Annotated in this window: 24 protein-coding genes and 3 pseudogenes; 17 read left to right on the top strand and 10 right to left on the bottom strand. The window is 52.7% G+C overall.

Features of this window, described 5'->3' with window-relative positions; genetic code table 11:
• Nucleotides 1-21: 21 nt before the first annotated feature.
• A complete protein-coding gene (locus JCM12308_RS15745; protein ID WP_054784400.1) occupies nt 22-855 on the top strand; it encodes a GNAT family N-acetyltransferase in 834 nt (277 codons plus the stop codon).
• Nucleotides 856-911: 56 nt separating this feature from the next.
• On the opposite strand, the gene JCM12308_RS15740 is transcribed toward JCM12308_RS15745, so the two are convergent.
• The gene (locus JCM12308_RS15740; protein ID WP_128647425.1) at nt 912-1,535 is read right to left on the bottom strand and encodes a DNA-3-methyladenine glycosylase I; all 624 of its coding nucleotides are present in this window, start codon (nt 1,533-1,535) and stop codon (nt 912-914) included.
• Between the two features lie 190 nt (nt 1,536-1,725).
• Nucleotides 1,726-2,499 carry a protein phosphatase CheZ gene (locus JCM12308_RS15735; RefSeq protein ID WP_008552149.1) on the bottom strand — a complete coding sequence of 258 codons (774 nt, stop codon included), beginning with the start codon at nt 2,497-2,499 and terminating at the stop codon, nt 1,726-1,728.
• Between the two features lie 427 nt (nt 2,500-2,926).
• Here JCM12308_RS15735 and JCM12308_RS15730 point away from each other — a divergent pair, with 427 nt between their 5' ends.
• The 3 genes from JCM12308_RS15730 (at nt 2,927) to JCM12308_RS15720 (ending at nt 5,472) form a co-directional block, all read left to right on the top strand.
• Nucleotides 2,927-3,634: a L,D-transpeptidase gene (locus tag JCM12308_RS15730; protein ID WP_054784399.1), complete on the top strand. Its 708-nt coding sequence runs from the start codon at nt 2,927-2,929 to the stop codon at nt 3,632-3,634.
• A gap of 210 nt (nt 3,635-3,844) precedes the next feature.
• The gene (locus tag JCM12308_RS15725) at nt 3,845-4,612 is read left to right on the top strand and encodes a helix-turn-helix domain-containing protein (RefSeq protein WP_054784497.1); all 768 of its coding nucleotides are present in this window, start codon (nt 3,845-3,847) and stop codon (nt 4,610-4,612) included.
• A gap of 359 nt (nt 4,613-4,971) precedes the next feature.
• Nucleotides 4,972-5,472, top strand: a complete 501-nt coding sequence (locus tag JCM12308_RS15720) for a PEGA domain-containing protein (RefSeq protein ID WP_054784398.1) — start codon at nt 4,972-4,974, stop codon at nt 5,470-5,472.
• Nucleotides 5,473-5,521: 49 nt separating this feature from the next.
• Here JCM12308_RS15720 and glcF read toward each other — a convergent pair.
• The 3 genes and pseudogenes from glcF to JCM12308_RS15705 all read right to left on the bottom strand — a co-directional run bounded on the left by glcF (nt 5,522) and on the right by JCM12308_RS15705 (nt 9,567).
• Nucleotides 5,522-6,831, bottom strand: a pseudogene (gene glcF, locus JCM12308_RS15715) (glycolate oxidase subunit GlcF).
• Nucleotides 6,832-6,834: 3 nt separating this feature from the next.
• Complete coding sequence (glcE, locus tag JCM12308_RS15710) at nt 6,835-8,034, bottom strand: glycolate oxidase subunit GlcE (protein WP_054784397.1); 1,200 nt, start codon at nt 8,032-8,034, stop codon at nt 6,835-6,837.
• 38 nt (nt 8,035-8,072) lie between these two features.
• A pseudogene (locus tag JCM12308_RS15705) lies at nt 8,073-9,567 on the bottom strand (FAD-linked oxidase C-terminal domain-containing protein).
• A gap of 340 nt (nt 9,568-9,907) precedes the next feature.
• On the opposite strand from JCM12308_RS15705, the gene JCM12308_RS15700 reads away from it, so the two are divergent.
• Nucleotides 9,908-10,306 (top strand): c-type cytochrome, encoded by a 399-nt coding sequence (locus JCM12308_RS15700; RefSeq protein WP_008552097.1) that lies wholly within the window; start codon nt 9,908-9,910, stop codon nt 10,304-10,306.
• A 77-nt stretch (nt 10,307-10,383) separates the two neighbouring features.
• Here the strand turns inward: JCM12308_RS15700 and JCM12308_RS15695 are convergent, their stop codons facing one another.
• Together JCM12308_RS15695 and nfsB are read right to left on the bottom strand one after the other, a co-directional pair.
• On the bottom strand, nt 10,384-10,824 hold the full coding sequence (locus JCM12308_RS15695) for a GNAT family N-acetyltransferase (RefSeq protein ID WP_054784396.1): 441 nt from the start codon (nt 10,822-10,824) through the stop codon (nt 10,384-10,386).
• 160 nt (nt 10,825-10,984) lie between these two features.
• Nucleotides 10,985-11,641 (bottom strand): oxygen-insensitive NAD(P)H nitroreductase, encoded by a 657-nt coding sequence (nfsB, locus tag JCM12308_RS15690; RefSeq protein ID WP_054784395.1) that lies wholly within the window; start codon nt 11,639-11,641, stop codon nt 10,985-10,987.
• A 228-nt stretch (nt 11,642-11,869) separates the two neighbouring features.
• On the opposite strand from nfsB, the gene JCM12308_RS15685 reads away from it, so the two are divergent.
• The 3 genes from JCM12308_RS15685 to fbaA all read left to right on the top strand — a co-directional run bounded on the left by JCM12308_RS15685 (nt 11,870) and on the right by fbaA (nt 14,033).
• Nucleotides 11,870-12,427 (top strand): heterodisulfide reductase-related iron-sulfur binding cluster, encoded by a 558-nt coding sequence (locus JCM12308_RS15685; protein WP_208978632.1) that lies wholly within the window; start codon nt 11,870-11,872, stop codon nt 12,425-12,427.
• Nucleotides 12,424-12,684, top strand: coding sequence for a hypothetical protein (locus tag JCM12308_RS30110; protein ID WP_208978631.1), 261 nt, complete (start codon nt 12,424-12,426; stop codon nt 12,682-12,684). The genes JCM12308_RS15685 and JCM12308_RS30110 overlap by 4 nt, the downstream gene beginning before the upstream one ends.
• A gap of 278 nt (nt 12,685-12,962) precedes the next feature.
• Nucleotides 12,963-14,033 carry a class II fructose-bisphosphate aldolase gene (gene fbaA / locus JCM12308_RS15680; RefSeq protein ID WP_054784394.1) on the top strand — a complete coding sequence of 357 codons (1,071 nt, stop codon included), beginning with the start codon at nt 12,963-12,965 and terminating at the stop codon, nt 14,031-14,033.
• Between the two features lie 77 nt (nt 14,034-14,110).
• Here fbaA and JCM12308_RS15675 read toward each other — a convergent pair whose 3' ends face one another.
• On the bottom strand, nt 14,111-15,091 hold the full coding sequence (locus JCM12308_RS15675) for a DUF2332 domain-containing protein (protein WP_054784393.1): 981 nt from the start codon (nt 15,089-15,091) through the stop codon (nt 14,111-14,113).
• Nucleotides 15,092-15,226: 135 nt separating this feature from the next.
• On the bottom strand, nt 15,227-16,156 hold the full coding sequence (locus tag JCM12308_RS15670; protein ID WP_208609037.1) for a tyrosine-protein phosphatase: 930 nt from the start codon (nt 16,154-16,156) through the stop codon (nt 15,227-15,229).
• Between the two features lie 101 nt (nt 16,157-16,257).
• Between JCM12308_RS15670 and JCM12308_RS30105 the strand changes: the two genes are divergently transcribed.
• From JCM12308_RS30105 to JCM12308_RS30095, 3 genes are read left to right on the top strand one after another with little or no spacing between them, the layout of a single operon-like run.
• Nucleotides 16,258-16,761 carry a LysR family transcriptional regulator gene (locus tag JCM12308_RS30105; RefSeq protein ID WP_208978630.1) on the top strand — a complete coding sequence of 168 codons (504 nt, stop codon included), beginning with the start codon at nt 16,258-16,260 and terminating at the stop codon, nt 16,759-16,761.
• A 2-nt stretch (nt 16,762-16,763) separates the two neighbouring features.
• Nucleotides 16,764-16,994, top strand: a complete 231-nt coding sequence (locus JCM12308_RS30100; RefSeq protein ID WP_244271920.1) for a type 2 periplasmic-binding domain-containing protein — start codon at nt 16,764-16,766, stop codon at nt 16,992-16,994.
• The gene (locus tag JCM12308_RS30095) at nt 16,991-17,149 is read left to right on the top strand and encodes a hypothetical protein (RefSeq protein ID WP_208978629.1); all 159 of its coding nucleotides are present in this window, start codon (nt 16,991-16,993) and stop codon (nt 17,147-17,149) included. Before JCM12308_RS30100 ends, JCM12308_RS30095 begins: the two co-directional genes overlap by 4 nt.
• Before the next feature lie 93 nt (nt 17,150-17,242).
• Here JCM12308_RS30095 and JCM12308_RS15660 read toward each other — a convergent pair whose 3' ends face one another.
• On the bottom strand, nt 17,243-18,070 hold the full coding sequence (locus tag JCM12308_RS15660) for a LysR family transcriptional regulator (protein ID WP_208978628.1): 828 nt from the start codon (nt 18,068-18,070) through the stop codon (nt 17,243-17,245).
• Nucleotides 18,071-18,165: 95 nt separating this feature from the next.
• Here JCM12308_RS15660 and JCM12308_RS15655 point away from each other — a divergent pair, with 95 nt between their 5' ends.
• The 6 genes and pseudogenes from JCM12308_RS15655 to JCM12308_RS15635 form a co-directional block, all read left to right on the top strand.
• Nucleotides 18,166-18,831: a DsbA family protein gene (locus tag JCM12308_RS15655; RefSeq protein ID WP_054784391.1), complete on the top strand. Its 666-nt coding sequence runs from the start codon at nt 18,166-18,168 to the stop codon at nt 18,829-18,831.
• 15 nt (nt 18,832-18,846) lie between these two features.
• Nucleotides 18,847-19,749: an MBL fold metallo-hydrolase gene (locus tag JCM12308_RS15650; protein ID WP_054784390.1), complete on the top strand. Its 903-nt coding sequence runs from the start codon at nt 18,847-18,849 to the stop codon at nt 19,747-19,749.
• Between the two features lie 343 nt (nt 19,750-20,092).
• Complete coding sequence (locus JCM12308_RS15645) at nt 20,093-20,533, top strand: transcriptional regulator, SarA/Rot family (RefSeq protein ID WP_054784389.1); 441 nt, start codon at nt 20,093-20,095, stop codon at nt 20,531-20,533.
• 70 nt (nt 20,534-20,603) lie between these two features.
• Nucleotides 20,604-20,744: pseudogene (locus tag JCM12308_RS31590) on the top strand (thioredoxin domain-containing protein); the annotation flags it as partial.
• 3 nt (nt 20,745-20,747) lie between these two features.
• A complete protein-coding gene (locus JCM12308_RS15640; protein WP_208978627.1) occupies nt 20,748-21,239 on the top strand; it encodes a glutathione binding-like protein in 492 nt (163 codons plus the stop codon).
• Nucleotides 21,240-21,304: 65 nt separating this feature from the next.
• A partial coding sequence (locus JCM12308_RS15635; protein WP_244271919.1) for a glutathione S-transferase family protein occupies nt 21,305-22,109 on the top strand: 805 nt, incomplete at its 3' end.

Genomic DNA, 22,109 nt, shown 5'->3' with positions numbered 1-22,109 from the left:
AATGGATTGAAGGTAAGCGGTATGCGTGATGAACGGGATTTGGCGGCGACATTGGGGGTGCAGAGCAATCTTCTTGTTGGTCGGGGTGTGAGTGAGATTGAGGCTCATCCGGACAGGATCGTTTTGCGCATGCCAGAAGAGCCTTTTTGCTGGTCGGGGAACATGGTTTTCTTCCGGGGCGATAAGGTGGATCCAGAAGTTCAGATCGCTCAGTTCCGCAAGGATTTTCCTAGGGCTGCGCATACCATGTTTGGCTGGGATACGCCGAATATGACAATCGGAGCGGAGCATTCGGCTTTCACGGATCTTGGGTATGAGCTTGAGCAGATGGATGTTCTGAGCCTGACCGGTCCGCTCAACCGTGCTGCAGTTCCAGAAGGGATAGTGATCCGCCCAATCGTTTCTGAGGAGGATTGGGAGCAGGTCATCGCTCTTCAGATCGATACAGCAGTTGAGCAAGGCTATGATCGCGATAGTTTTGGGTCGTATACGCGCACCCGATTTGAAGCACGTCGTCATCAGGTCAAGGAAGGATCGCTGAACTGGTTCGGCGCATTCGATGGAAACCTGCTTGTAGCAGATCTGGGCATCTACCGGGATGCGGTTGTTTCGCGGTTTCAAGAGGTTGAGACACGTCCAAGCCATCGCAAGCGTGGTATCTGTGCGGCTTTGGTGACTACTGGTGTGGATTGGGCGAAAGCGGAGTATCCAGCAACTGTGCCGGTGCTGCAGGCTTTCAGTGATGGCCCAGCGGGACGGATTTACCGGCGCTGCGGGTTTGAGCATCGTGAGACGCTCGTGATGGCTATTCTTCCGCCTCAGGGGACTTATGAGCGCCCTGAGGAAGATGCCTGATTAAGGTGTCAAAGGGGAGAGATCCCCTCCCTTGCTCGTTAGCCTTATAATGCTCTTTACGCCTTTACAGGACGTTCCAAGGCCTCTCGCTTGGCTTCCACTACGTCTCTGCAGCAGCAGCCTTCCAGGTGGTCGTTGACCATTCCCATGGCTTGCATGAAGGCGTAGACGGTGGTTGGGCCGACGAAGGACCAGCCGCGTTTTTTAAGGTCTTTGGAGATGGCTGTTGAGATCTCCGTTTTGCCCAGTTGGCGCAGGTTGGCGTAATCGCAGACGTCCGGTCGTTGGTCCGGGGTTGGTTCCCACTTCCAGAAGTAAGCTGCAAGGGAGCCAAACTCCTCACGCATTTCCAAAGCACGATTGGCGTTGTTGATGGTGGAGGTGATCTTACCGCGATGGCGGATGATCCCCTCATCTTTCACAAGCCGTTCGATATCATTTTGCGTGAACTTCGCGACCTTCTCAAAATCAAAGCCAGCAAAGGCAGCGCGGAAGTTTTCACGTTTGCGAAGGATGGTGATCCAGGACAGACCGGACTGGAAACCTTCAAGGCAGATCTTCTCAAACAGACGGATATCGTTGGTAACCGGATGGCCCCACTCGTTGTCGTGATAGGCCTGATAGAACGGGTCTCCACCATGCCACCAGCAGCGGTCCTTGCCGTCTTCTCCACGGATCAGCCTTCAGCAATCGGTTTTGAGCTCTGGTCCATTGCCTTGCCCTTCTTGTCAATTTTCTTTGCGCACCAGTATCATCACAAACAGGTGTTTGTCTGTTCGCGAAATGCGCCAAAATGTTTATGTTATGTTCTCATATAAAGCATTGGCTTGCCGAAATAGCAAGCCATCTGCATCTATCTTTTTGAGAGGATCAGTCGAACAGGGCGTCGATGTCGTCCTGAGTGACGGTGCCTGCTTCCACATCCAGAGCCGGACCATGGAGAAGAGCTGAGTCGTCACCTTCTTTTTCCGCATTGATGCGATCGCTGATTTCCTTGAAGCTTTCGATACCGCCCCAGATCTCGATCATGCGAATGATGCGCTCTTCCACGAAGGAGAGCGTGTTCACCACTTTACTGATGCGCTGGCCAGTCAAATCCTGGAAGTTACAGGCTTCGAAGATGGACACCACTTGCTCATGAATATCGGTAACCAGACCTTCGTGCTCAGATGGAACCATCGGCATAACGGTTGCCGCGCTCTGGTCGATAACTTCGGCTGCGGACAGGATCTGTTCGGTCGCCCCTTCAGTACCGGAAACGATCGCGCCCAGCTCCAACGTTACACGGCCACGTTCGTCGTTATCGACGCTGGCTTTGTTGTGGAGGGCAGCAATTTCAGTTTTGGTTTCGGCAATGGCTTCGTAGATGGCGTCCAGCTCGCGCTTGAGCTTGGCTGCTTCACCGATCTCTTCACGCAGCTCTTCCGCAACGCGGCGCGAGAGTTCCTGTGGGTCTGTGTCTGGCGAACTCAGCATTTCCTTCAGGCTGGCGATTTCTTCCATCACCTGCTGGTGGCGCGCGGCCTCACCATTATCCTGGATTGGCGATCCAATCTCGGCACGTGCATTGTGCGCTCCGAACTGAGCCTCCGCACGAAAGGTTTTTCTTACAACTGACATCCCAACCCCGAACTCATGAAGCATAACTGCTTCTCACTGAAAGCCACATCGCTGTTATTCCTGCCCAACGTTGCGCCCTCTTTGTTTGCCGCCTTACCTTTTTGCAAACTGGCACAGGTTTGCGAAAGGAGGCCATAAATTACAGATATTAAACAGCATTCCCGGTCACAGACGCGCTCATGCACCCATAGGTTTTAATGGGTACGATTCGCAATCCTGCACTCGGGCTATCTCTCACATACTTCTTAGAGTGTTAATTATTACCTTAGATTTATCAGCATTGATTTTTAAGGATAATTTTGACGTTTTCGCCGCACAACTCAGTAACAATCGGTTAACCTTAGTTTGAACTCGCATAAATAACATTGATAATTTTAACGATTGCTAGAGTTGCGACTTCTAGGTTTTCCCGCAGGCATCGGGCCATTGGCAAGGACCAAAGGAGCGTGGAATGTTCGGGGCATCGGTAAAAGGTAAAGCGGGCTGGCTTGTCACCCTGTTGAGTGCGGGTGGATTGATGTGTGCGTTGGGTACAGCTGCACAGGCAGAGTACAAGCCACGTGCGTCTGCACCTCCTCTTGTGCTTAGCCCAGACCTTTCCAATCCATGGGTTGTGCAGATCCCACGCTCTCAGGCAAAGGCCGTTCAGAGCCTGCGTGGTTCGGCCAAGCAGAAGAAGAAGCGGACAACTTCTAACCGATACAGCCGCCGTATTCCGAAGCAGTTTTTGCCGACAACCGTCAGCTACAACACCTCTCATGCACCTGGTACCGTGGTTATTGATACCACATCACGATATCTTTACCTGGTGCAGGCCAATGGAAAAGCGCGCCGTTATGGTGTGGGTGTGGGGCGTCCTGGCTTTGAATGGGCGGGGGTTCACAAGGTGACCCGCAAGCGGGAATGGCCAGATTGGCGCCCACCTGCTGAGATGCTGAAACGCCAACCAAACTTGCCGCGTTACATGCCGGGTGGTCCGCGTAACCCATTGGGTGCACGTGCTCTTTATCTTGGTTCCACGCTCTACCGCATCCATGGTTCCAACGAGCCGTGGACAATTGGGCAAGCTGTTTCTTCCGGTTGCATTCGTATGCGCAACGAAGATGTGGCGGAGCTGTATAACATGGTTCCTGTTGGCGCAAAGGTCTATGTCCGCTAGGTATGTGCCTTTGTTGCATTCCTGTCTCGTGGAACATAAGATAAGGCAACAACTTCAAGTTGCTTGTCTTACCCCAGCTATAGGCAAAGCAGCATAAAAACGGGTCTGTTTGAATGCAGGCACCGGACCAATGAATGTGCCGTCGCTACCATCTGAATGAGGGAGAGCTTTTCCCCCAGGCCACACCGATGTGTTTTGGGAGTGCTGCGCATGAGTGCCAAGAAAAATGGACTAGTCACCAGCAAAGACGAAGTGGTTGCGACCCTTTCCAGCATTTTGTCCAGCCCCAACTTCAGGCGAAGCCCGAAGCTGACAGCACTTCTTACGTTTCTTGTTGAACGCAAACTCTCCCGACAGGAAGATGATCTGAAGGAACAGATTATTGGCCAGAAGGTCTTCAATCTGCCTGATGGCTTCAATCCGCGAGAGAATCCGATTGTTCGTGTGAACATCTCCCGTTTGCGGACGCTCTTGCGTGCCTACAACGAAGAACATCCTAACGCGCACCATGTACAGATCCGGCTCCCTGATATGGGCTATGTGCCGGTGTTTGAGTGTTTGCAGCCGGCTGTTGCTTCCGAGACCTCAACAGCGAGCGAGGCTTCCGAGACTACAGCGGAAGAACGGTCACCCATTGAGCTGCTTGATGAACCACTCAACTCAGAAGACATCAGCCAGATCCGCGTGGTTCTGGAAGATTGCCTCAAGGATCAGAGCAGCCCACTGAACCGGTATACGCTTGCTGCGATTGCTCTGGGTTGTTTTGCCAGCATTCTGAGCCTGCTGCTGCTCGCACATGAGACCGGTCTCGTTTTTGCCGAGGACACTCCGGCAGTTGTTGCTTCCACCACACCTCCTGAAATCACAGAGGATGCCATGCCCCCAGATATCGCTAAGGAGCTGCGCCATATTGAGGGCGAGTTGGGTGGCAACGTGATCTGCAAAATGAAGTCAGCGCGGGACAAACTGGCTGAGTAAAAACAGAGCAGATGTCGCCAGCATAGACTTCTCATAGACATGATCTGCGCCGAGATCAGTTGTCGCCCGCTTGCAATTTAGCCTCTCGGTGGGGGCCTTTTGTGCAGCTTCAACTTGCTGAGCTACAGAGGCTTGCATTGCCCCTCAATCAATCCATTCGATTTTGGGGAGTCGGTAGAACCTAGTAGATTTTTACCTCTAAAATCATCGGCTTAACATATTCCTTTTCGGGAGTTGCCTGAAACTGTGAAAGGCAGAAAATCAACTCATACGTGCACTGGGAATCAAATTTCTTAGGTTTGCATGCCCCCCACGATACCAAAGGTATCGGTTTAATTTTCTAAGGCGGGAATATTGAGATGAAGACGACTTTCTTGATTGCATCATTTCTTACAGCAGGTTTTGTCCTTTCAGGATGCGCCAGTGTTACACGCGGTATGAGTGAAAAAGTCAAAATCTATGCCTCTCCAGAGGATGCAGAGATCTCGACGGACATTGGAATGACCTGCAGTTCCTCGCCTTGCACACTCAAGGTTTCACGCAAAGAAAAATTCAACGTTACTGTTTCCAAAGAAGGTTACAAAACGCAGAAAGTGCATGTCACCACGGAAGTCGCGGGAAGCGGTGCAGCAGCCATGGCAGGCAATGCGCTGATAGGAGGTGTGATTGGCGTAGGGGTGGACGCGTATACCGGCGCGATGCTTAATCACAAACCGAACCCTGTTCTCGTTGAGCTGAAGCCAATAAATCCAGCAAATCCTAATACGCCTGCTGGCGATCTTTCACATATCCGGAAAGAGTACGAAGAAGCAGAAAAGGCTCATCAGGAGAACGTTTTACGTCGGGGTGGTGGAGTCTGACCCACAAATCCCCCTCAATCCTACTTGAGAGGGATTTAGATGAGCATGCTTACATTTTACCCAATTGCACCGGCTTAGGGCCGCCATAGGCCCAGTCCAGAAGCTCGATGCTATGGATGACGGGGATTTGGGTGCCGCTGGAGATTTGGGTGATGCAGCCGATGTTTCCGGTGGCGACAAGATCTGGGTGTGTGGCTTCCAGATTGCCGACCTTTCGGTCTCGCAGAGCTGTTGCGATTTTGGGCTGCATGATGTTGTAGGTACCCGCTGAACCACAGCAGAGGTGGCCTTCCAGCGGTTCCTTCACAGTAAAGCCCGCGTTCTGGAGCAGCTTCTTGGGTTGCCACGTGATCTTCTGACCATGCTGCATTGAGCAGGCAGAGTGGTAGGCAACGGTCAGCTCCTCCTGAAGCTGGGTTTCGCCCAGATCCTGTTCGATCAGAAACTCCACGATATCCTTAGACATCTCAGAGATCTTTTGCGCCTTCTCTGCATATTGCGGGTCATCACGCAGCATGAAGCCGTAATCCTTGATGGTGGTGCCACAGCCGGACGCGGTGATGATGACGGCATCAAGCCCCTCACCTTCCATCTCTCTCATCCATGCATCGATGTTGGTTTTGGCCTGCTCGTTGGAAGCTTCTTCCTTGCCCATATGATGCACTAGGGCACCGCAGCAGCCTTCTCCCTTTGGGAACACAACTTCATAGCCGATGCGGGTCAACAAGCGTGTGGCTGCATCATTGATGGAAGGTGCCAACACACTTTGAGCACAGCCTTTCAGGATCGCGACGCGTCCCTTTTTCTGCACTTTGGGTGCAACGCTTTCCTGCCCAACAAACTGGGAGGGCATGGGTGACTTGGTTGGTGCCAGTGCCAGCATCGCGCCCAGTTTTGCAAGGGTGCCACCGCATTTCTTCATGAGCCAGCAAATGGGCGGCCATAAAAAGCTGCTGCGATTGCCAGCCGGAAGCGGCCCGGTTTGGGCAGGATGGCTTGCAAGACAGATCTGAGCAAGCGATCCTGCAGCGGGCGTTTATAGGTTCGCTCAATGTGAATGCGGGCATGATCTACCAGATGCATGTAGTTCACACCCGATGGACAGGTGGTCATACAGGACAGGCACGACAGGCAGCGATCGATATGCTTGACGGTTTTGGCGTCAGCAGGACGATCATTTTCCAGCATTTCCTTGATGAGGTAGATACGGCCACGGGGGCTGTCCAGCTCATCCCCTAATAGCGCGAAGGTTGGACAGGTTGCGGTACAAAACCCGCAGTGCACGCACTTGCGCAGGATCTGTTCGGAGACGGCAGTTGCACTGTCTTTGAGTTGTTCTGGCGTAAAATTTGTCTGCATGAACTAGATCCCCGCGTACATACGGCCCGGGTTGAGGATGTTGTGCGGATCGAACTGGGCTTTCAGGCGTTTGGAAAGACCCATCAATGTTTCCGGCAATGGCTGGAACACATCAACATCCGCACGCAGTTCAGCGCTTGCTCTCAGCAGTGTGGCGTGCCCGCCTCCGTTTTCTGCAATGAGACGGCGGAGCGGCACATCATGCGGCTCATCACCTTGCATTTCCACCCAGACAAGACCGCCTGCCCAGTCCATCATCCAGCGGATGGCGAAGCGCTTTTCCAGCTCAGCTATCACTTGCTGCCCAGCTGTTGGGCTCACTGAGATCTTCCAGAGCGGTTTATTGCTACCAGCAAACGGGACAAGATCTCGCAGATCACCCCATGTTTTGCGGGAGGCCTGCCCTTCGATCAGCTCCTGCGACGGGAAACGTTTCAGGATGCTGCGAAGCTTGTCCAGCCGGTAGTCGATGGAAACGGGAATGCCTTCCAACCTGAGTAAGGTGATGGAGTGCTCCTGCGAAAGCGGGCAAAAGCCGTGAGGCAAGTGAGCCGCAGAAGAGACTTCAGCAGAGGAGCCCATCGCTTCGGACATGGCCTGTGCAGCTTCCTGCGGTGTGAGGCCCAGCAGGACAAAGGTGCATTCTTTGGCAGCACGAGGCAGCACTTTGATGGAGAAGCTTGTAGCGACCGCCAGTGTGCCCCATGAGGAGCAAAAGCCGCGGGAGAGGTCATATCCCGTCACGTTTTTTACGACGCGGCCACCCGCCTTGAAAATCTCACCACGGCCAGAGACCGCTTCCAGACCAAGCACATGATCGCGTGCAGCGCCTGCTTTGAGGCGGCGGGGGCCAGACAGGTTTGTGGCCAGAACACCGCCAATGGTGCCTGACTGCGCTGGTGCCCCTAACACAGCGCTGAGATTAGCAGGTTCGAACGGCAATTCCTGATTGTGTTCCTTCAGCAGGGCCTCAACCTCTTGCAGAGGCGTGCCAGCCTTGACGGTGAGTACCAGTTCAGCTGGTTCGTAGTCGACAACGCCGGTGATGCCATCAACGCGCAGAGTATGCGCGGACTGCACCGCCCTGCCCCAGTTGCGTTTGGAGCCGCTGCCGATCACTTCCAGTGGGGTTCGTTCAGCGGCAGCCCATTTGACAACCGCTTCCAGCTCCTCAGCTGTGGTTGGGTGGAAACCCTCTCCCATGGTTTCGTCCTGTTCTGTCTTTTCGTCTCGCGTTTTATCTAAAAACGCGGAATATCCGGGAATGGCAGTTGGCCTGATGCACGTGCATGAAGCCGAGCTCTGCGCAGCGATGCAGGACCGGGAACATCTTGCCCGGATTGAGAAGCTGCTTTTCATCAAACGCACACTTCACACGCTGCTGTTGCTTGAGATCGTCTTCTGAGTACATCTCCGGCATGAGATCGCGTTTCTCGATGCCGACGCCATGTTCTCCGGTCAGTACGCCGCCCACTTTTACGCAGAGGCGCAGAATATCTGCTCCAAACTCTTCTGCTGCGGCCAGTTCTCCCGGCTGGTTCGCATCATAAAGGATGAGTGGATGCAGGTTTCCATCACCAGCGTGAAACACGTTGGCGACGCGTAATCCGTGCTTTTCGCTCAGTTCCTGCATCTCTTGCAGCACTTGTGGCAGTGCTGCGCGCGGAATGGTGCCATCCATGCACAAATAGTCCGGCGAGATACGGCCAACTGCAGGGAATGCTGCTTTGCGTCCGGCCCAGAACGTGTTGCGCTCCTCCTCTGACTGGGAAACGCGCAGATACGAAGAGCCATTCTTTTCTGCGATAGTGCTGACACGTTCAAGCAGATCATCCACTTCTGCTTCCGGGCCATCCAGCTCCACGATCATCAAGGCATCCACATCCAGCGGATAGCCTGCGTGCACGAAGTCTTCAGCTGCATCGATGGCGAGTTTATCCATCAGCTCCATGCCACCGGGGATGATACCTGCGCCGATGATGTCAGCAACGCATTTGCCGGCTTGCTCAGAAGTTGGGAAGCCGATCAGCGCTGCCCGAGCGGTTTCTGGCTTTTGCAGAACGCGGACGGTGACTTCAGTGACGACAGCCAGCAGGCCTTCTGAGCCTGTGAGCAGAGCCAGCAAGTCGTAAGCTTCAGAATCCAGATGCTTACCGCCCAAACGGATCACCTCACCGGTGATGAGCACAATCTCCAGACCAAGCAGGTTATTAGTAGTCAAACCGTATTTCAGCGAGTGCACGCCGCCTGAGTTTTCTGCAATATTGCCGCCAATGGAGCAGGCAATCTGCGAGGATGGATCGGGCGCATAATAGAAGCCATCAGCCTCCACGGCCTTGGTAATCCCCAGATTGGTCACACCTGGTTGGGTCACAACCGCCCGATTTTGCAAATCGATTTCCAAAATGCGGTTGAACTTCATCATAGAGAGCAGAACGCCATCTTCGAGCGGTAATGCGCCTCCAGAAAGGGACGTTCCGGCACCGCGCGGCACCACCTTCACATCGTTATCGTAACAGTACTTCAGGACACGTGAAACTTGATCCACGGTCTCCGGCAGGACCACCACAAGCGGAAGCTGACGGTACGCTGTGAAGGCATCCGTCTCATAGGGGCGCATCTCAATCTCATCGCAGATAACACCTTCTCCTGCACGATTTTTTGCAAATCAGCCACGATCCTGGAGCGCTTGCTTAGTGTCTCCTGCGACGGTTTTGGCATCGCAATCGCTGCCATCAGGCCTCCCTCCTGCACCGTGGTTTGAAACTTTATTTCCAAGCCACGAACTCAACCGCATTTTCCAAATACAGGGGCTGAGACTCTCATAATTTATGCAAAGAAGAAAGCCGCATTAAGTCTATTGTGGCCCGTAAAACAACGGCTTCAGATTTTCGTGAGTTTGACTCAAAACAAGTTATTTTCAGGCGTTTATGCTTATGATCAATTCCGTCCGCGACAATATGCCGTAACAATATATACGAAGGTAACGTCGAATCTATGGGAACTGCCCCATGAGTTAGACTATGTTGTTCTCTATTCGCGGTTATCTCTAGGATATAGTGGGAAGGATTAAAACATGAAGCAGTTTGGCGTCGTTGCAGCGCTTGCATTGCTGGTGAGCACAGGTGCGGCATTCGCGGAAGGCGATGTTGCTAAGGGCTCTAAAGTTTTCAAAAAATGTAAGGCTTGTCATGCTGTTGGTGAAAAAGCCAAGAACAAGGTAGGTCCACAGCTCAACGGTATCGTTGGTGCAGGCTGGGGTGAAGTCGAAGGCTACAAGTACTCCAAACCTCTTCTGGCAGGTAAAGAAGAAGGCAAGTCTTGGGACGAAGCTACTCTTGACGCTTACCTCACCAAGCCTAAGAAAGTTATCCCTAAAGGTAAGATGGCTTTCGCTGGTCTTAAGAAAGAACAGCAGCGTCAGGACGTTATTGCGTACCTCGCTCAGTTCAACAAAGACGGTTCCAAGAAATAATTGGATTCCAGAGATCCTAAAGATCGGGGGTCGCAGTTCTGCGGCCCTTTTTTATTGCCGGCATGTTGGTGAGTGGCTTAAGCCTTGCGCACCATCTTGTTCGCCAGCACGGGCGTGCCGTTGTACTCGGTGAGGAACTCGCTGGTCACGCTGAAGCCGTGGCGCTCATAAAGCTGCTTGGCTGGGTGGTTAGTCTTGGCCACATAAAGCACGGCCTCCCCTTCAATCCCGTCCAACAGGAATTGCAGCAGTTTTTTGCCTAGTCCAGTTCCCCGCCCTCGCGGGTGCACAAACAGCGCCGTGATCTCAGAGTGGTTGCGCGCCGCATACGCCTTCACCCCGTCCTGCTCATAGACAAACACTTGCGAGGCCAGAAACCCCTCCAACCGCTTCTGATCCTGATCCAACGGCAACAATTGGAAGCTTCGTTCCTCATAAATCAACTCATCCAACTTACTCGCAGCGTAGATGTTCAGGACATCGGGGAAGTCAGTTTCACGGTAGGGTCTGATGGTCATTTGGGGTGTCTTCAGAAATCGATATTGGTTGCAACATTACAGAAGAATTTCATCTGCTGATTGCAACGTGCCCGCGGACCTTGGTAGAAATAAGGCTTTGTTTCGCAAATAAAAAAGGGATGCGCAGGGCATCCCTTTAGTGAGCGGATTGTAAAGCCGCTTAAGCCAGTTCGGTGAAGATTTCGGCTTCTGGGAGGCGGGATTTTGGGAGGGCGGCGTTGAAGTCATTTTCGTGTCGGTGGCCCAAAGCGATGAGAGCGACGGCACGGTAGCCTTTTTCTGAAAGACCGAACTCTTTATTGAGCGCTTCGACATCTACGCCTTCAATCGGCACAGCATCAATGCCCAGTGCGCCTGCGCCGAGGAGGATGGTTCCCATGTTCAGGTAGACCTGCTTTTCCATCCAGTGGTCAGCATCTTTCAGCTGGTCACGGTGAATGCCAACGAAGGTCGCGCGGCCTGCTTTTACGGTTTCTTTGACTGCTGGATCAGCAAAACGCTTGTCATCTTCTTCCGCCTTCAGCAAACGCTCCAGATACTCGTCAGAAATGTCAGTCTTTACGCAAAATACGATGACGTGCGAGGAGTTCAGGACCTTGCCGTTGTTGAAGGAGAACATGCCCTGTGTGCCTTTGGAAACGCGCTCACGTCCTTCTGTTGTATCTGCGATGATGAAGTGCCAAGGCTGGGAGTTTACGCTGGATGGGCTAAAGCGCAGCAGGGATTTGATGTGGTCAAACTGCTCAGCAGAGATCTGCTTGGTTGGGTCAAATTCCTTGGTGGAATAGCGGCTCAGTGCGACGTCTTTTAAGTTCATTCCAAATTTCCGATTTATTGTTTTAAGTCGTGTTCTGTGTGATAGATAGCACTTGGTTTTCATTGGACAAGTACGCACAAAAAATACACATAGGCACAGATTAGATACTATGGGTGTTGTATAGCGCCTCCCTGATAAATCATTGCGATGGCCCGGAAAGTGTGGCAGGCAGTCTTTGTGTGATTTGATTTATGCATTGCTCAAAAGACTGCAGGACTTCCAGCTGTTATGGCCAAACAACGACGCCCAAAATACAAGAAGGATGCCCGGGTCGGCCTGTTTGTTTCCTGCACCACAAATCTCTTCCGCCCTTCCCTCATCAAAGCTGCTGTGCATCTGCTGGAGAAGGCTGGCTATGAGGTGGAAGCGCCTAGTATTCAAAGCTGTTGTGGGCTCGTTTCCTTGCGCTCCAATGAGTTGGATGATGCGCGGGACTTGGCGAAGGAAGTGATTTCGCAGTTTGGTCATTACGATTTCGTGGCTGTGCTATCGCCGTTTTGCGCCAAGGTGTTTGAGCGAGCATATATGCCTCTGCTCTCCGAGCAATCGGAGGAACTTGCCAAGATCACAGCGAAGTTTACGCGCAAGTGTTTTGAGGTATCTGACCTGTTGCTTGCGGCACCAGACTTTGCGCAGAATTTGGGTGGGTTTGCAGGCAAGGTTGCGTTTTTAGATGTTTCTGATGCGCCTAACCTGTTTGGCAGTCAGGTTGCGTCCCGTGCTCTGCTTGGCAGATGGAGCAGGTTTCCGTTGTCGATCTCCCCCAGATCTGCGCGTCTCAGGTGAAGGGTGCGCCGGATGGCACAATCTCTCCAGAACTTGGACAGGGGGACCTGAGCGGACTACTGCATGCGGTTCGCTCTTGCGGTGCAGGCACGCTGGTGTCCACTGATCTAGCTTTGCTGATGGAGCTTTCGACGCATCTGCGCAAGTATGGGTCCGCGATTGAGTTGCGGCCTGTGCTGGAGGTTCTGGCGGGGGATACGCAGTCCATGCCAATTGGCATCAGCGCCCGTGTGATGTCAGGACAGTCCGTCCTCTGATTCCCCTAGGTCGACTGCGAAACTTGCGTAGAAGTTGTGGTTCTTGTTGCTACTTGTGAAAAACACGAAAACTGCATGAAGGGAATTACGCTTAAGGCCAGTGATTTGCCTCTTAAATCCATTAAATTCCTCAGAATGCCCTTAGAAATGTTGTAGTTCTGCGTATTGCTGAGTAGTGTGCGCGGCAACTGGCCAAGGCCATGGTCCGGCTTTGTTGCCAGTTCACAGTGCGAGGCACTTTGCCTCCCCTATCTGCTGTTACACAGGAGCCTATAAACATGGGAAAGCTCAAGCCGGGCGTCATCTTTGGTGAAGACTATAAAACCCTGATTGAAGCATGCCGGACAGGCAAATACGCCTTGCCTGCGGTGAACGTTGTTGGAACGGACTCCATCAACGCAGTTCTTGAAGCAGCAGCTGCAAACAATACAGACATTATCATTCAGCTCTCCAACGGTGGTGCGCAGTTCTATGCCGGTAAAGGCATCAAGGACAGCTTCCAGGCAAAAGTGCTTGGCGCAGTTTCTGCGGCTCAGCACGTGCACCTGCTTGCAGAGCATTACGGTGTTGGCGTTGTGCTGCACACCGACCACGCGGACAAGAGCCTGATCCCTTGGCTGGAAGAACTCATCAAGCACGGCGAAGAGTTCTACAAAGCCCACGGAAAGCCGCTGTTCACCTCTCACATGCTGGATCTTTCTGCAGAAGACATCGAGTTCAACCTATCTGAAAGCGAGCGTCTGCTGAAGATGATGGCTCCGCTGGAAATGAGCCTTGAGATTGAGCTGGGCGTTACCGGTGGTGAAGAAGACGGTATCGGTTCTGATGAAGACATTGGAGCGGACAATCCAAAGCTTTACACCCAGCCAGAAGACGTGCTGCAGGCGTATGACCGCCTGAACCCACTGGGTCACTTCTCCGTGGCAGCGTCCTTCGGCAACGTGCACGGCGTTTACAAGCCAGGCAACGTGAAGCTGCGCCCTGAAATTCTGCGCGAAAGCCAGAAGCTGGTGAGCGAAACGCACAATCTAGGTGAGAACCCGCTGGCACTGGTGTTCCACGGTGGTTCTGGTTCTGAGAAATCCAAGATCACAGAGAGCCTGAACTACGGTGTGTTCAAAATGAACATCGACACCGACACTCAGTTCGCATTCTCTGAAAAAGTTGGTGCGTATGTGGAAGCAAACGCCAATGCTTTCAAATACCAGATCGATCCAGAGAGCGGTGCCCCAACCAAAAAGCTTTACGACCCACGCAAGTGGCTGCGTGAAGGTGAGCTGGGCATCATCGAACGCCTTAAAGAAGCTTGCGAAGACCTGAACTGCGTCGGCAAGAGCCTCTGCAAGTAAGCTGAACAGCCTTTATGAGTTTGAAGAGCCCGGTACGAAAGTGCCGGGCTTTTTTGTGGGAGTTAGGCTCGATAGGTTTACCCAATCCAATCAATCGACTGGCCATGTGGCCCAGTCCACGCACGGGGCTCTCCGTTTTCGCAGAGGAGGAAGCGACCTGAAGGGCGTGGGCTGGAGACTTTATCGGCGAACTGTGGGAAGACGCCGCGTGCTTCGTTGGAGATCCAATGGGCCTTGGAGTTGAGCATCAGATCGACGAAGACTTCGCGCTTGGTGGTATCTCGAACGTAGTTGAGAACGGCGCTATGGAAGACCACTGGTGTGGTGCCTGTTGGAACTTGTTCCAGCAAGGCTGGCAGGTCTTCGAGAAGGTTTCCTTTAACCAGTTGGACTTTCTGCTGCTTTGCAACACTGATTGCTTTTTGCAGGCAGTATAGGCGGTCCTCCTGCCCCGGCCAGACGAGCGTTTGGAGCCATGCTGCGGTGTCTTCATCCTGAAGGTTCAACGGGTTCAGATCCAGCCCTGCACGCCAGACAACTTCTGGCAGTTTGGTTGGCAGAGGGACATTGCCAGTCGCCTGACAGTGCAACACTGGTGTATCGGGTGCGTTCGTCTCAGGCGCTAGTGTGTGTGCGCCGTTGTTGTAATTGTAGGCGTAGTGGTCCGGCAGCAAGCAAAGACCAGCGGAGGCGCCGACTTCAATCAATGAAAGTGGTTGTGGGAGGCGAGCGAGCAATGGAAGGAGAGTTGCACAGCGTCCGGATTCGTTGGTCTGCGTGCTGCGGATCATCATCTCTTGTTTGATTGCTCTGTTATGTCGTTGCAATGTCTCATCCAGCTCTGCCACTTCAGGAACGCGTCCTGTGACCCATCTGATTGCCGCGAAAAGGAGGTTGGGTTGCTGCTTGGCCTCCGGCATTGCCATCAGGAAATCGTGGAAGATTGGCGAGCCGGCTACGTGAGTCGCCCATTCTTCATAAATAGGCGAGTTATCTTTGGCTTCGTGGGACGCAAATCCCAGATATCCGCGTTCAATTGCTGAAGATAATACAGTCATGAAATTCCCCTAAAACATAAGGGAAGTCTAGGCTGGATCTGCCTTCAGGTGCAAATGAGCCTCTCGTGGAACTTACTTGAGAAACCTCGTGCCGCCAACGTTGGGGGAAGGCAGCACGAGGGGTGCTGGGAGGCCTTAACTTGGGTCTACCAGCAGGTTCTTTTTGATGCGGACGAGTTCCTCATCAGAGATGCCCAGCGCATCGCGGCGGTAGTTTTCAAAGTTGCCGTAGTCTTCTTTAACTGCGTCCAAAGCTGCAGAGATCTGCTCTTTGTGAGCACCAAATGCCGGGCGTAGAGAATGCGGGCCGCTTCCCACCAGTTTGCTCAGTTCTTCAAAGGTGTAGAGGTTGGTGGTGAGGTAATCGCGCATCACGTCCTCCTCTGAGAAGCCCAATGAGAGCATCAGCACCGCTGCCACATAACCAGTGCGGTCCTTGCCGCCTGCACAATGGAACACCAGCGGGTAGTTTTGCTCTTCCAGAAGCACATGCATGAAGCGAGAGATTTGCGGCGTGAACTTGCGAGCGAAGTCCTTATAGCGGTCGATGCGAGTGTGGTAGATATCTACACTGTGGTCTTTCAGCAGCTGATCGATCTCATCAAATTTACCACTGAACCAGAGCGGACGGATTTGAGAGGCGACTTCCAAAGGCATGATCTTGGCGATGTCAGCCGGGTCAGATCCGATTGGCAGGTTGATGTTGAAGTCTACGGAGGAGATGTGTTTGTTGGGGTGCTTGTCCAGCTCATCCGGTGCGCGCAGATCCACGATAGTTTCGATGCCCAGCGCACTGAGCTTCTCCTGATCAGCTTCTGTCAGGCTGTCCAGCTGGTCGGAGCGGAAGACCATTTGTGGCTTCAGAGCCGGACCGTTTTGCGGTGTGGTGAGTGCCCGGAAGTTCTCCAGGTTTTCAATTGGTTTGACCACCGTGATGGCATCGCAGTTGGATGGGATGTCGATTGGCAGCGTGGTTTCGCATGGCGATATTTCTGCCATTGCAAGACCTGCAGTCATGAGTGAGCCAATCATTGTTGCGGTTGCCAGCCCGATTATTTTTTGCATGGTCATTCCTCTCAGTTCTGAAATTTGGATGACATAAAGATCGGTTTGACCTATGCAGTAAAGTTGAACTCCATCAGAATTTCAGATCGTGTTGAGGTTGGATGCCCAGTGTTGACCAGTTGGAAGCGTTTGTAACTGCCGCAGAGTTGGGCTCGTTTTCTGCTGCTGCCCGGCGCCTTGGAAAGGCGCAATCTGCTGTAAGTGCTGCGATTTCCAATCTGGAGATTGATCTTGGGTCTGATCTGTTTGATCGCAGCAGTTACCGGGCTGAGCTGACAGTCTCAGGCGTTTCCTTGCTGGACTACGCAAAATCCATTTTGCAGAGCAGGCAGGACCTTCTGGTGAAGGCTGGAGCGTTGAGTGAAGGAGCGGAAGGCAGCCTGAAAGTGGTGTTTGAGTATGGCACCTATGTCTCTGCAATTAATGAAGTTTTGCATGACTTCGACAAGCAGTTTCCAAAGGTGGAGTTGCATGTGCAGACCACCTCTTTCGGAGATGTTTTTTCCCGTCTTGCAGATGAAAGCGCTCAGCTGGGGATTATCATTGAGCGCCATCCTTACAAGGAAGGTTTCACTTCCGCGGGCTTGGATTTGAGCGCCGAATAGCGGTGTGCCACAAGGATCATCCACTGGCAGGATTGGATGAGGTACGGCTGGTGGACTTGCGTGGCTACCGGCAGATCATCTCCGAGACTGAGATTGACCGAAACTCCCCAGAGTTCTCACGCCAGAAAGGGCCACATCTGCTGATTACAGATAATCCGCGTGTGGCGCATAATATGGTGCATGGCAGTGTGGGCTGGGCAGAGTTGCCAGCACAGATGGTGATGATGAGGTGAAGGCCGGTAAGCTGAAGGAGCTTTCCTATGACTTTCAGCAGAATGCCATTCTTAACAAAGTCTCCCTTGTCTGGGGCAAGCAGCAATCACAGGCTCCGGCCTGTAAGTGGTTGATTAATCGTATGTGTCAGCTGCACCAGAAGACTTGGGTGTAGACTTACACGTCCTCCTCAAACACATCCCGCACTTCTCTATGGGCGTTGATCAGCTCTTCCACGAACGCCTTGGTTTTGGCTGGGCGGAAGCGGCTATTTGGGAAGAGCGCGTAGATACCGCCCTCTTTCTGATGCCAGTTTGGCTAGGATGCGTTGCAGTCGGCCTGAGGCTAAGTCATCGCGTATCTGGAAGGATGGCAGAATACAGATGCCACCGTCCTCAAGTGCGCAGGCATGGGAGGTGAGCGTGTTCCAGACTGTGACCTCCGGGGATTGAAGCGTAAAGTGTGCCTCCTCCCCGCCTTCAGATCTCCATGTCATCTCTGAAGGCAGTTTGCGGTGATAGATCCATGGTTTGCCTTGCAAGTCCAATGGTTTCTCAACCGGTCCCAGAGCTTCTACCACGCTTGGTGAAGCTACTGTGTACTGCTGAAACGTACCGATTTTGCGCGCGATTGCAGAGCTGTCTTCTAACCAACCGACACGGATGGAGACGTCAATCTTCTCCTTGAGCTGGTCTAGTTTTTCATCCGTGAAGACCGCATTGACCTGAATTTTGGGATGTTTCTTTCGCAAGCGCATGAGCGCTTTGGCGACGACGTATCGACCGTAATCTTCTGGTGCTGTCACCGTAAGCAAACCGCTAGGGACGTCTTGCTCCTGCTGAAGTTCTTGTGCGGCACGTTCTGCTTGTTCCAGAATTTCAGCGGCGCTTTCATAGAACCGCTGTCCAGCTTCCGTCACCTGGAGAGAACGGGTTGTTCGTACAAGCAAAGCTGCACCGAGCTCTTCTTCCAGCCTGGCGACCTGATGGCTGACGATGGCTTTGCCGAGGCCGAGCTTTTTCGCGGCGGCAGTGAAGGAACCGCTTTCGACAACTTCGACAAAATGGCGGAGGCGATTGAGATTGTAGAGGCTCATCATATTGTCTTTATTTTACAGACAGTGTGTAGAAATTATCTTCATTCTACAGATAGTCAAGTTGCCCTAGGTTTCTTCGCAGTTAGGAGAAACCAATGACGCACTCGTTCCTCTACATTTATGACCCGCTCTGCGGATGGTGTTATGGCTCAGCCCCTCGACTGGCAGACCTAGCCAAGAGCTTTGAGGTGGAGATGATCCCGGCTGGCCTGTTTGCCGGGGTTGGTGCCCGTCCGTTGGATCGCTCGTTTGCTTCTTATGCCTGGGCATCAGATCAACGGATTGCCAAACTGACTGGGCAGACCTTCTCCTCTGCTTATCGCAGTCGGATTCTGAATGGAGATGGGCAACTACTGGATTCCACGGTTGCCACGCTCGCTATGACGGCTTGTTCCATTGTTGAACCGGACAAGGGACCGGAGGCTTTGAAGCTCATTCAGGAGGCACGGTATGTGGGCGGTGAGGACATCACCGATCTTCGTGTTCTGGTAAGTTTGCTCTCCGGCAATGGTTTTGAAGATGCAGCTGAGTTGCTTCAAGGGCATATGGCTTCTGTTGAAGCAGAAACGGCCAGACGTGTTGCTCACGGACAGATGGTTTTGAACCAGATGAATGCCAGTGGTGTCCCTACTCTGGTGGCCGACATTCAAGGTGAACGGATGCTTATGTCTTCTACGCTTCTTTACAGCTCTCAGGAGCAACTGGCAGAGAACCTCAAGGGTTTCTCTGTCACCATTCAGCAGGTCAGCCCTGCCGCTTAACCCCAAGGAAAACAAATGATTAAGTCACTTGCTCTTGCTGCAGGTCTTGCAGCAACCGCTACTCTTGCGCCTGTTGCAACCTTTGCTCAGGATACTGCTGCACTGACCTTCGAAGTTTATAACCCGGGCGATAAAGGTCTGTTTCCCGTTACTTCCACTTTGATTGAAGGGCCAACCGAGGCTGTTCTGGTGGATGCGCAGTTTCAGCGCAGCGATGCTGAAAATCTGATCTCGCTCATCAAAGAAAGCGGGAAGACTCTGACGTCCATTTACATCAGTCATGGCGACCCAGATTATTACTTCGGTCTGGACGCGCTTCATGCTGCCTTTCCTGATGCAAAGATCGTTGCGACACAGCCAACCGTAGAAAAAATCAAAGCTACCATCGAGGGCAAGTTTACTTTTTGGGGACCAATCCTGAAGGAAGATGCGCCACAAGAGCTGATCGTTCCAGATGCCATTGGTGGAGACAGTCTTGAAGTGGATGGAACTCCGATCGAGATTGTTGGTCTTGAAGGACACGACCCTACTCACACCAGCCTTTGGGTACCTTCAGAACGCACGGTGGTTGGTGGTGTGTTGGTCTATGACAACTCTCATATCTGGCAGGCTGATAATCCAACGACCAAGAAGCGTGATGACTGGCAGAAGAGTCTTGATGATCTTCTGGCTCTGAACCCTAAACGCGTGATCCCTGGGCACTTTATGGGTGAGACCAACAGCCAGACAGTGGGCTCCATCGCCTTCACCAAGGCTTATGTAGCTGCCGTTGAGAAGAATGCAGCTCTTGCCAAGACATCAGAGGATCTGGTGACCCTGATGAAAGCGGAGTTTCCGGCTTTGGAAGAGCGCAGAACGGACGATCTTGCTCTTGGTGCCAAAGTGGTGATGGGTGAGATGAAGTGGCCTGCTGAGTAACCACATTCCCCTTCAGCTCGCAGTCTTCTGCGGGGGTTTTCTCATTTTATCGTCTCTTTCTCTCACTCGCTTCAAACTGTCGCAATTTAATGTCCATGGATTTATATTCCTTGACACTTAATTTACTCAGAGCTACTCCTTTGCAGGAGATCAGTGGGACAACCAAGCACTTGCCCCCAACATCAAGAAGCTGAACGGCGGGTTTCGCCGGTTTCACTGATCCCTTTTGAAATCAAGACAACAGGGGGACAGGCCAAAGTTCATCGCAGTGGGTCATTCGCCATCTCAGCAACTTGCAACACCATGAAGTTCTGTGCGAAATAGCATTCCATCAGACAAGGAGATGCGGTTGGCCAACAAGGACATCATCATCAATTCAGATATGGAGATTGAGCACAAAGCCATGGCTTTGCTCATGTGCGCGGCTCAGGAACGCAAGGCAGAGATGGAACGCCTGATCAGCGGGCAGAACCTTTCTCTCTTGCAGCTCACCATTCTGCACGGGCTTGATAAGTCACCAACGGGCGTCATGACCGTAGGCCAGCTCAAGTCGATCATGATTGATGACAGTCCCAATGTCTCGCGTACTTTGAACAAGCTGGTAGCTCAGGGGTACATCACCAAAGAGCGCAGCGAAGAGGACCAGAGGACGGTTTTTATCAGCATCACTGAGGATGGGCGAGCAGCCCACCGCTCTGCTGATGAGGAGCTGTTGAAGATGGGGCCCTCCTCTCTTTCGAAGGACGATTACGAGAAGCTCTACGAGCTGCTGCTGAAGCTTTAAGGCCTGCCCCTTTTGCACCACGCAAAGGGATTGGCATGATTACCGTTCATAATCTGGAAACTCGCAGAGCATTCGTATCCTGTGGCTGCTAGAGGAACTTGGCGTTCCCTATGAGATCAAGCAGTATAAGCGGGATACGACTACGGACCTTGCGCCAGCTGACTACAAGAAGCTGCACCGGATTGGTACTTCGCCAACAATCTCTGATGGTGATGTGGTGCTGCCGGAAACCAATGCGATTGTCGACTACATTCTGGATAAGCACCCCAATGCGGTTTTACGACCTGAGCCGGGTTCTGCTGAGCGGGCGCGATATCTGTTTTGGTTTCACGCCACGCAGGGCAGCTTTATGCCGCTGCTGCTGGATAGCCTGATCTTCAAGCGGATGGTTTCCAAGGTGCCGTTCTTTTTGCGACCTATCATGTCTGCGGTGGTTGGCAAGGTCCGGGGTGTTTATCTGACCCCGCGTGTTACGCGTATGCTTTCCTACATTGAGGAAGAGTTGGGGCGTTCAACCTGGCTGGCCGGAGAGAACCTGACAGCTGCTGACATCGTGATGGGATACTGTCTTGAGGTGACCGAAGTTCGGGTCGGATTTGGGGGCGAGTACCCGAAGATTGCCGCTTACCTGAAGCGGATGCGTTCGCGTCCGGCTTACAAGACAGCACTTGCCAAAAATGGTGATTTCCGTCCGTTTGCCTCCTGATCAGCGGTATATTCATGATTTTCCATCACAAAGACGTTTCTCCGTATTCGGAGAAGATTCGGCTTATGCTGGGTTACACCGGGATCAGCTGGTCCTCCGTGCAAGCCCCTCTGACGCCTCCGCGTCCCTCAATTGATCCATTGGTGGGCGGGTATCGGCGCATACCAGTGGCTCAGAAGGGTGCGGATGTGTTCTGCGATACCATTCTGATTGCCGAAGAGATTGCCCGACTTTCAGAGAACCCGCAGTTATCTCCTTATGGACAGAGCGAAGACCTCACCGCATTTCTTCAAGAACTGGAGACCGATGTATTTTTTGCCTGCGTGGCCTCCATACCTGTTCTCGGTGTGATCAAGGCTTTGCTTCAACAGGTGCCTTTGCAGGCTATTCCGGGATATCTGCAGGACAAGAAGAAACTGATGTCTGATAAGCACCTTATCCCGACAACACGAGAAGATGCGAAGGCTACATGGCAGCGGTTTCTGGATCAGTTGGAGAGCAGATTAACCTCCGATTTCCTGCACGGATATACACCCGGCATCGCTGATTTCAGTGCGGTTCATATGGTTTGGTTCCGTGAGAAGATGGATCGGCAGCAAGTGTTCAAGGGGCGTCGTCTTCTCAGAAACTGGTTTCACCGGATGGCCGCTATAGGACATGGCTACCGAACGAACATAACCACTGAAGATACACTACAGATCGCCGCTCATGCAGATCCTCGCAAGATCTCTGAGCAAATGAAACGCAGTGCACTGATCGGGGCCACAGTTGCGGTCGGCCCTACGGATTACGCGACACAAGCGACACATGGCGAGTTGATTGGGGAGGATGAGAACCGCTGGATTCTCGCTCGCGATACGCAAGTGGCTG

Origin of the sequence: Pseudovibrio denitrificans JCM 12308 (assembly GCF_001310815.1) — a bacterium.
Lineage (GTDB): Bacteria > Pseudomonadota > Alphaproteobacteria > Rhizobiales > Stappiaceae > Pseudovibrio > Pseudovibrio denitrificans.
The sequence above is the reverse complement of the archived record's forward strand: the minus strand, read 5'-3'. Positions and strand labels throughout refer to the sequence as shown.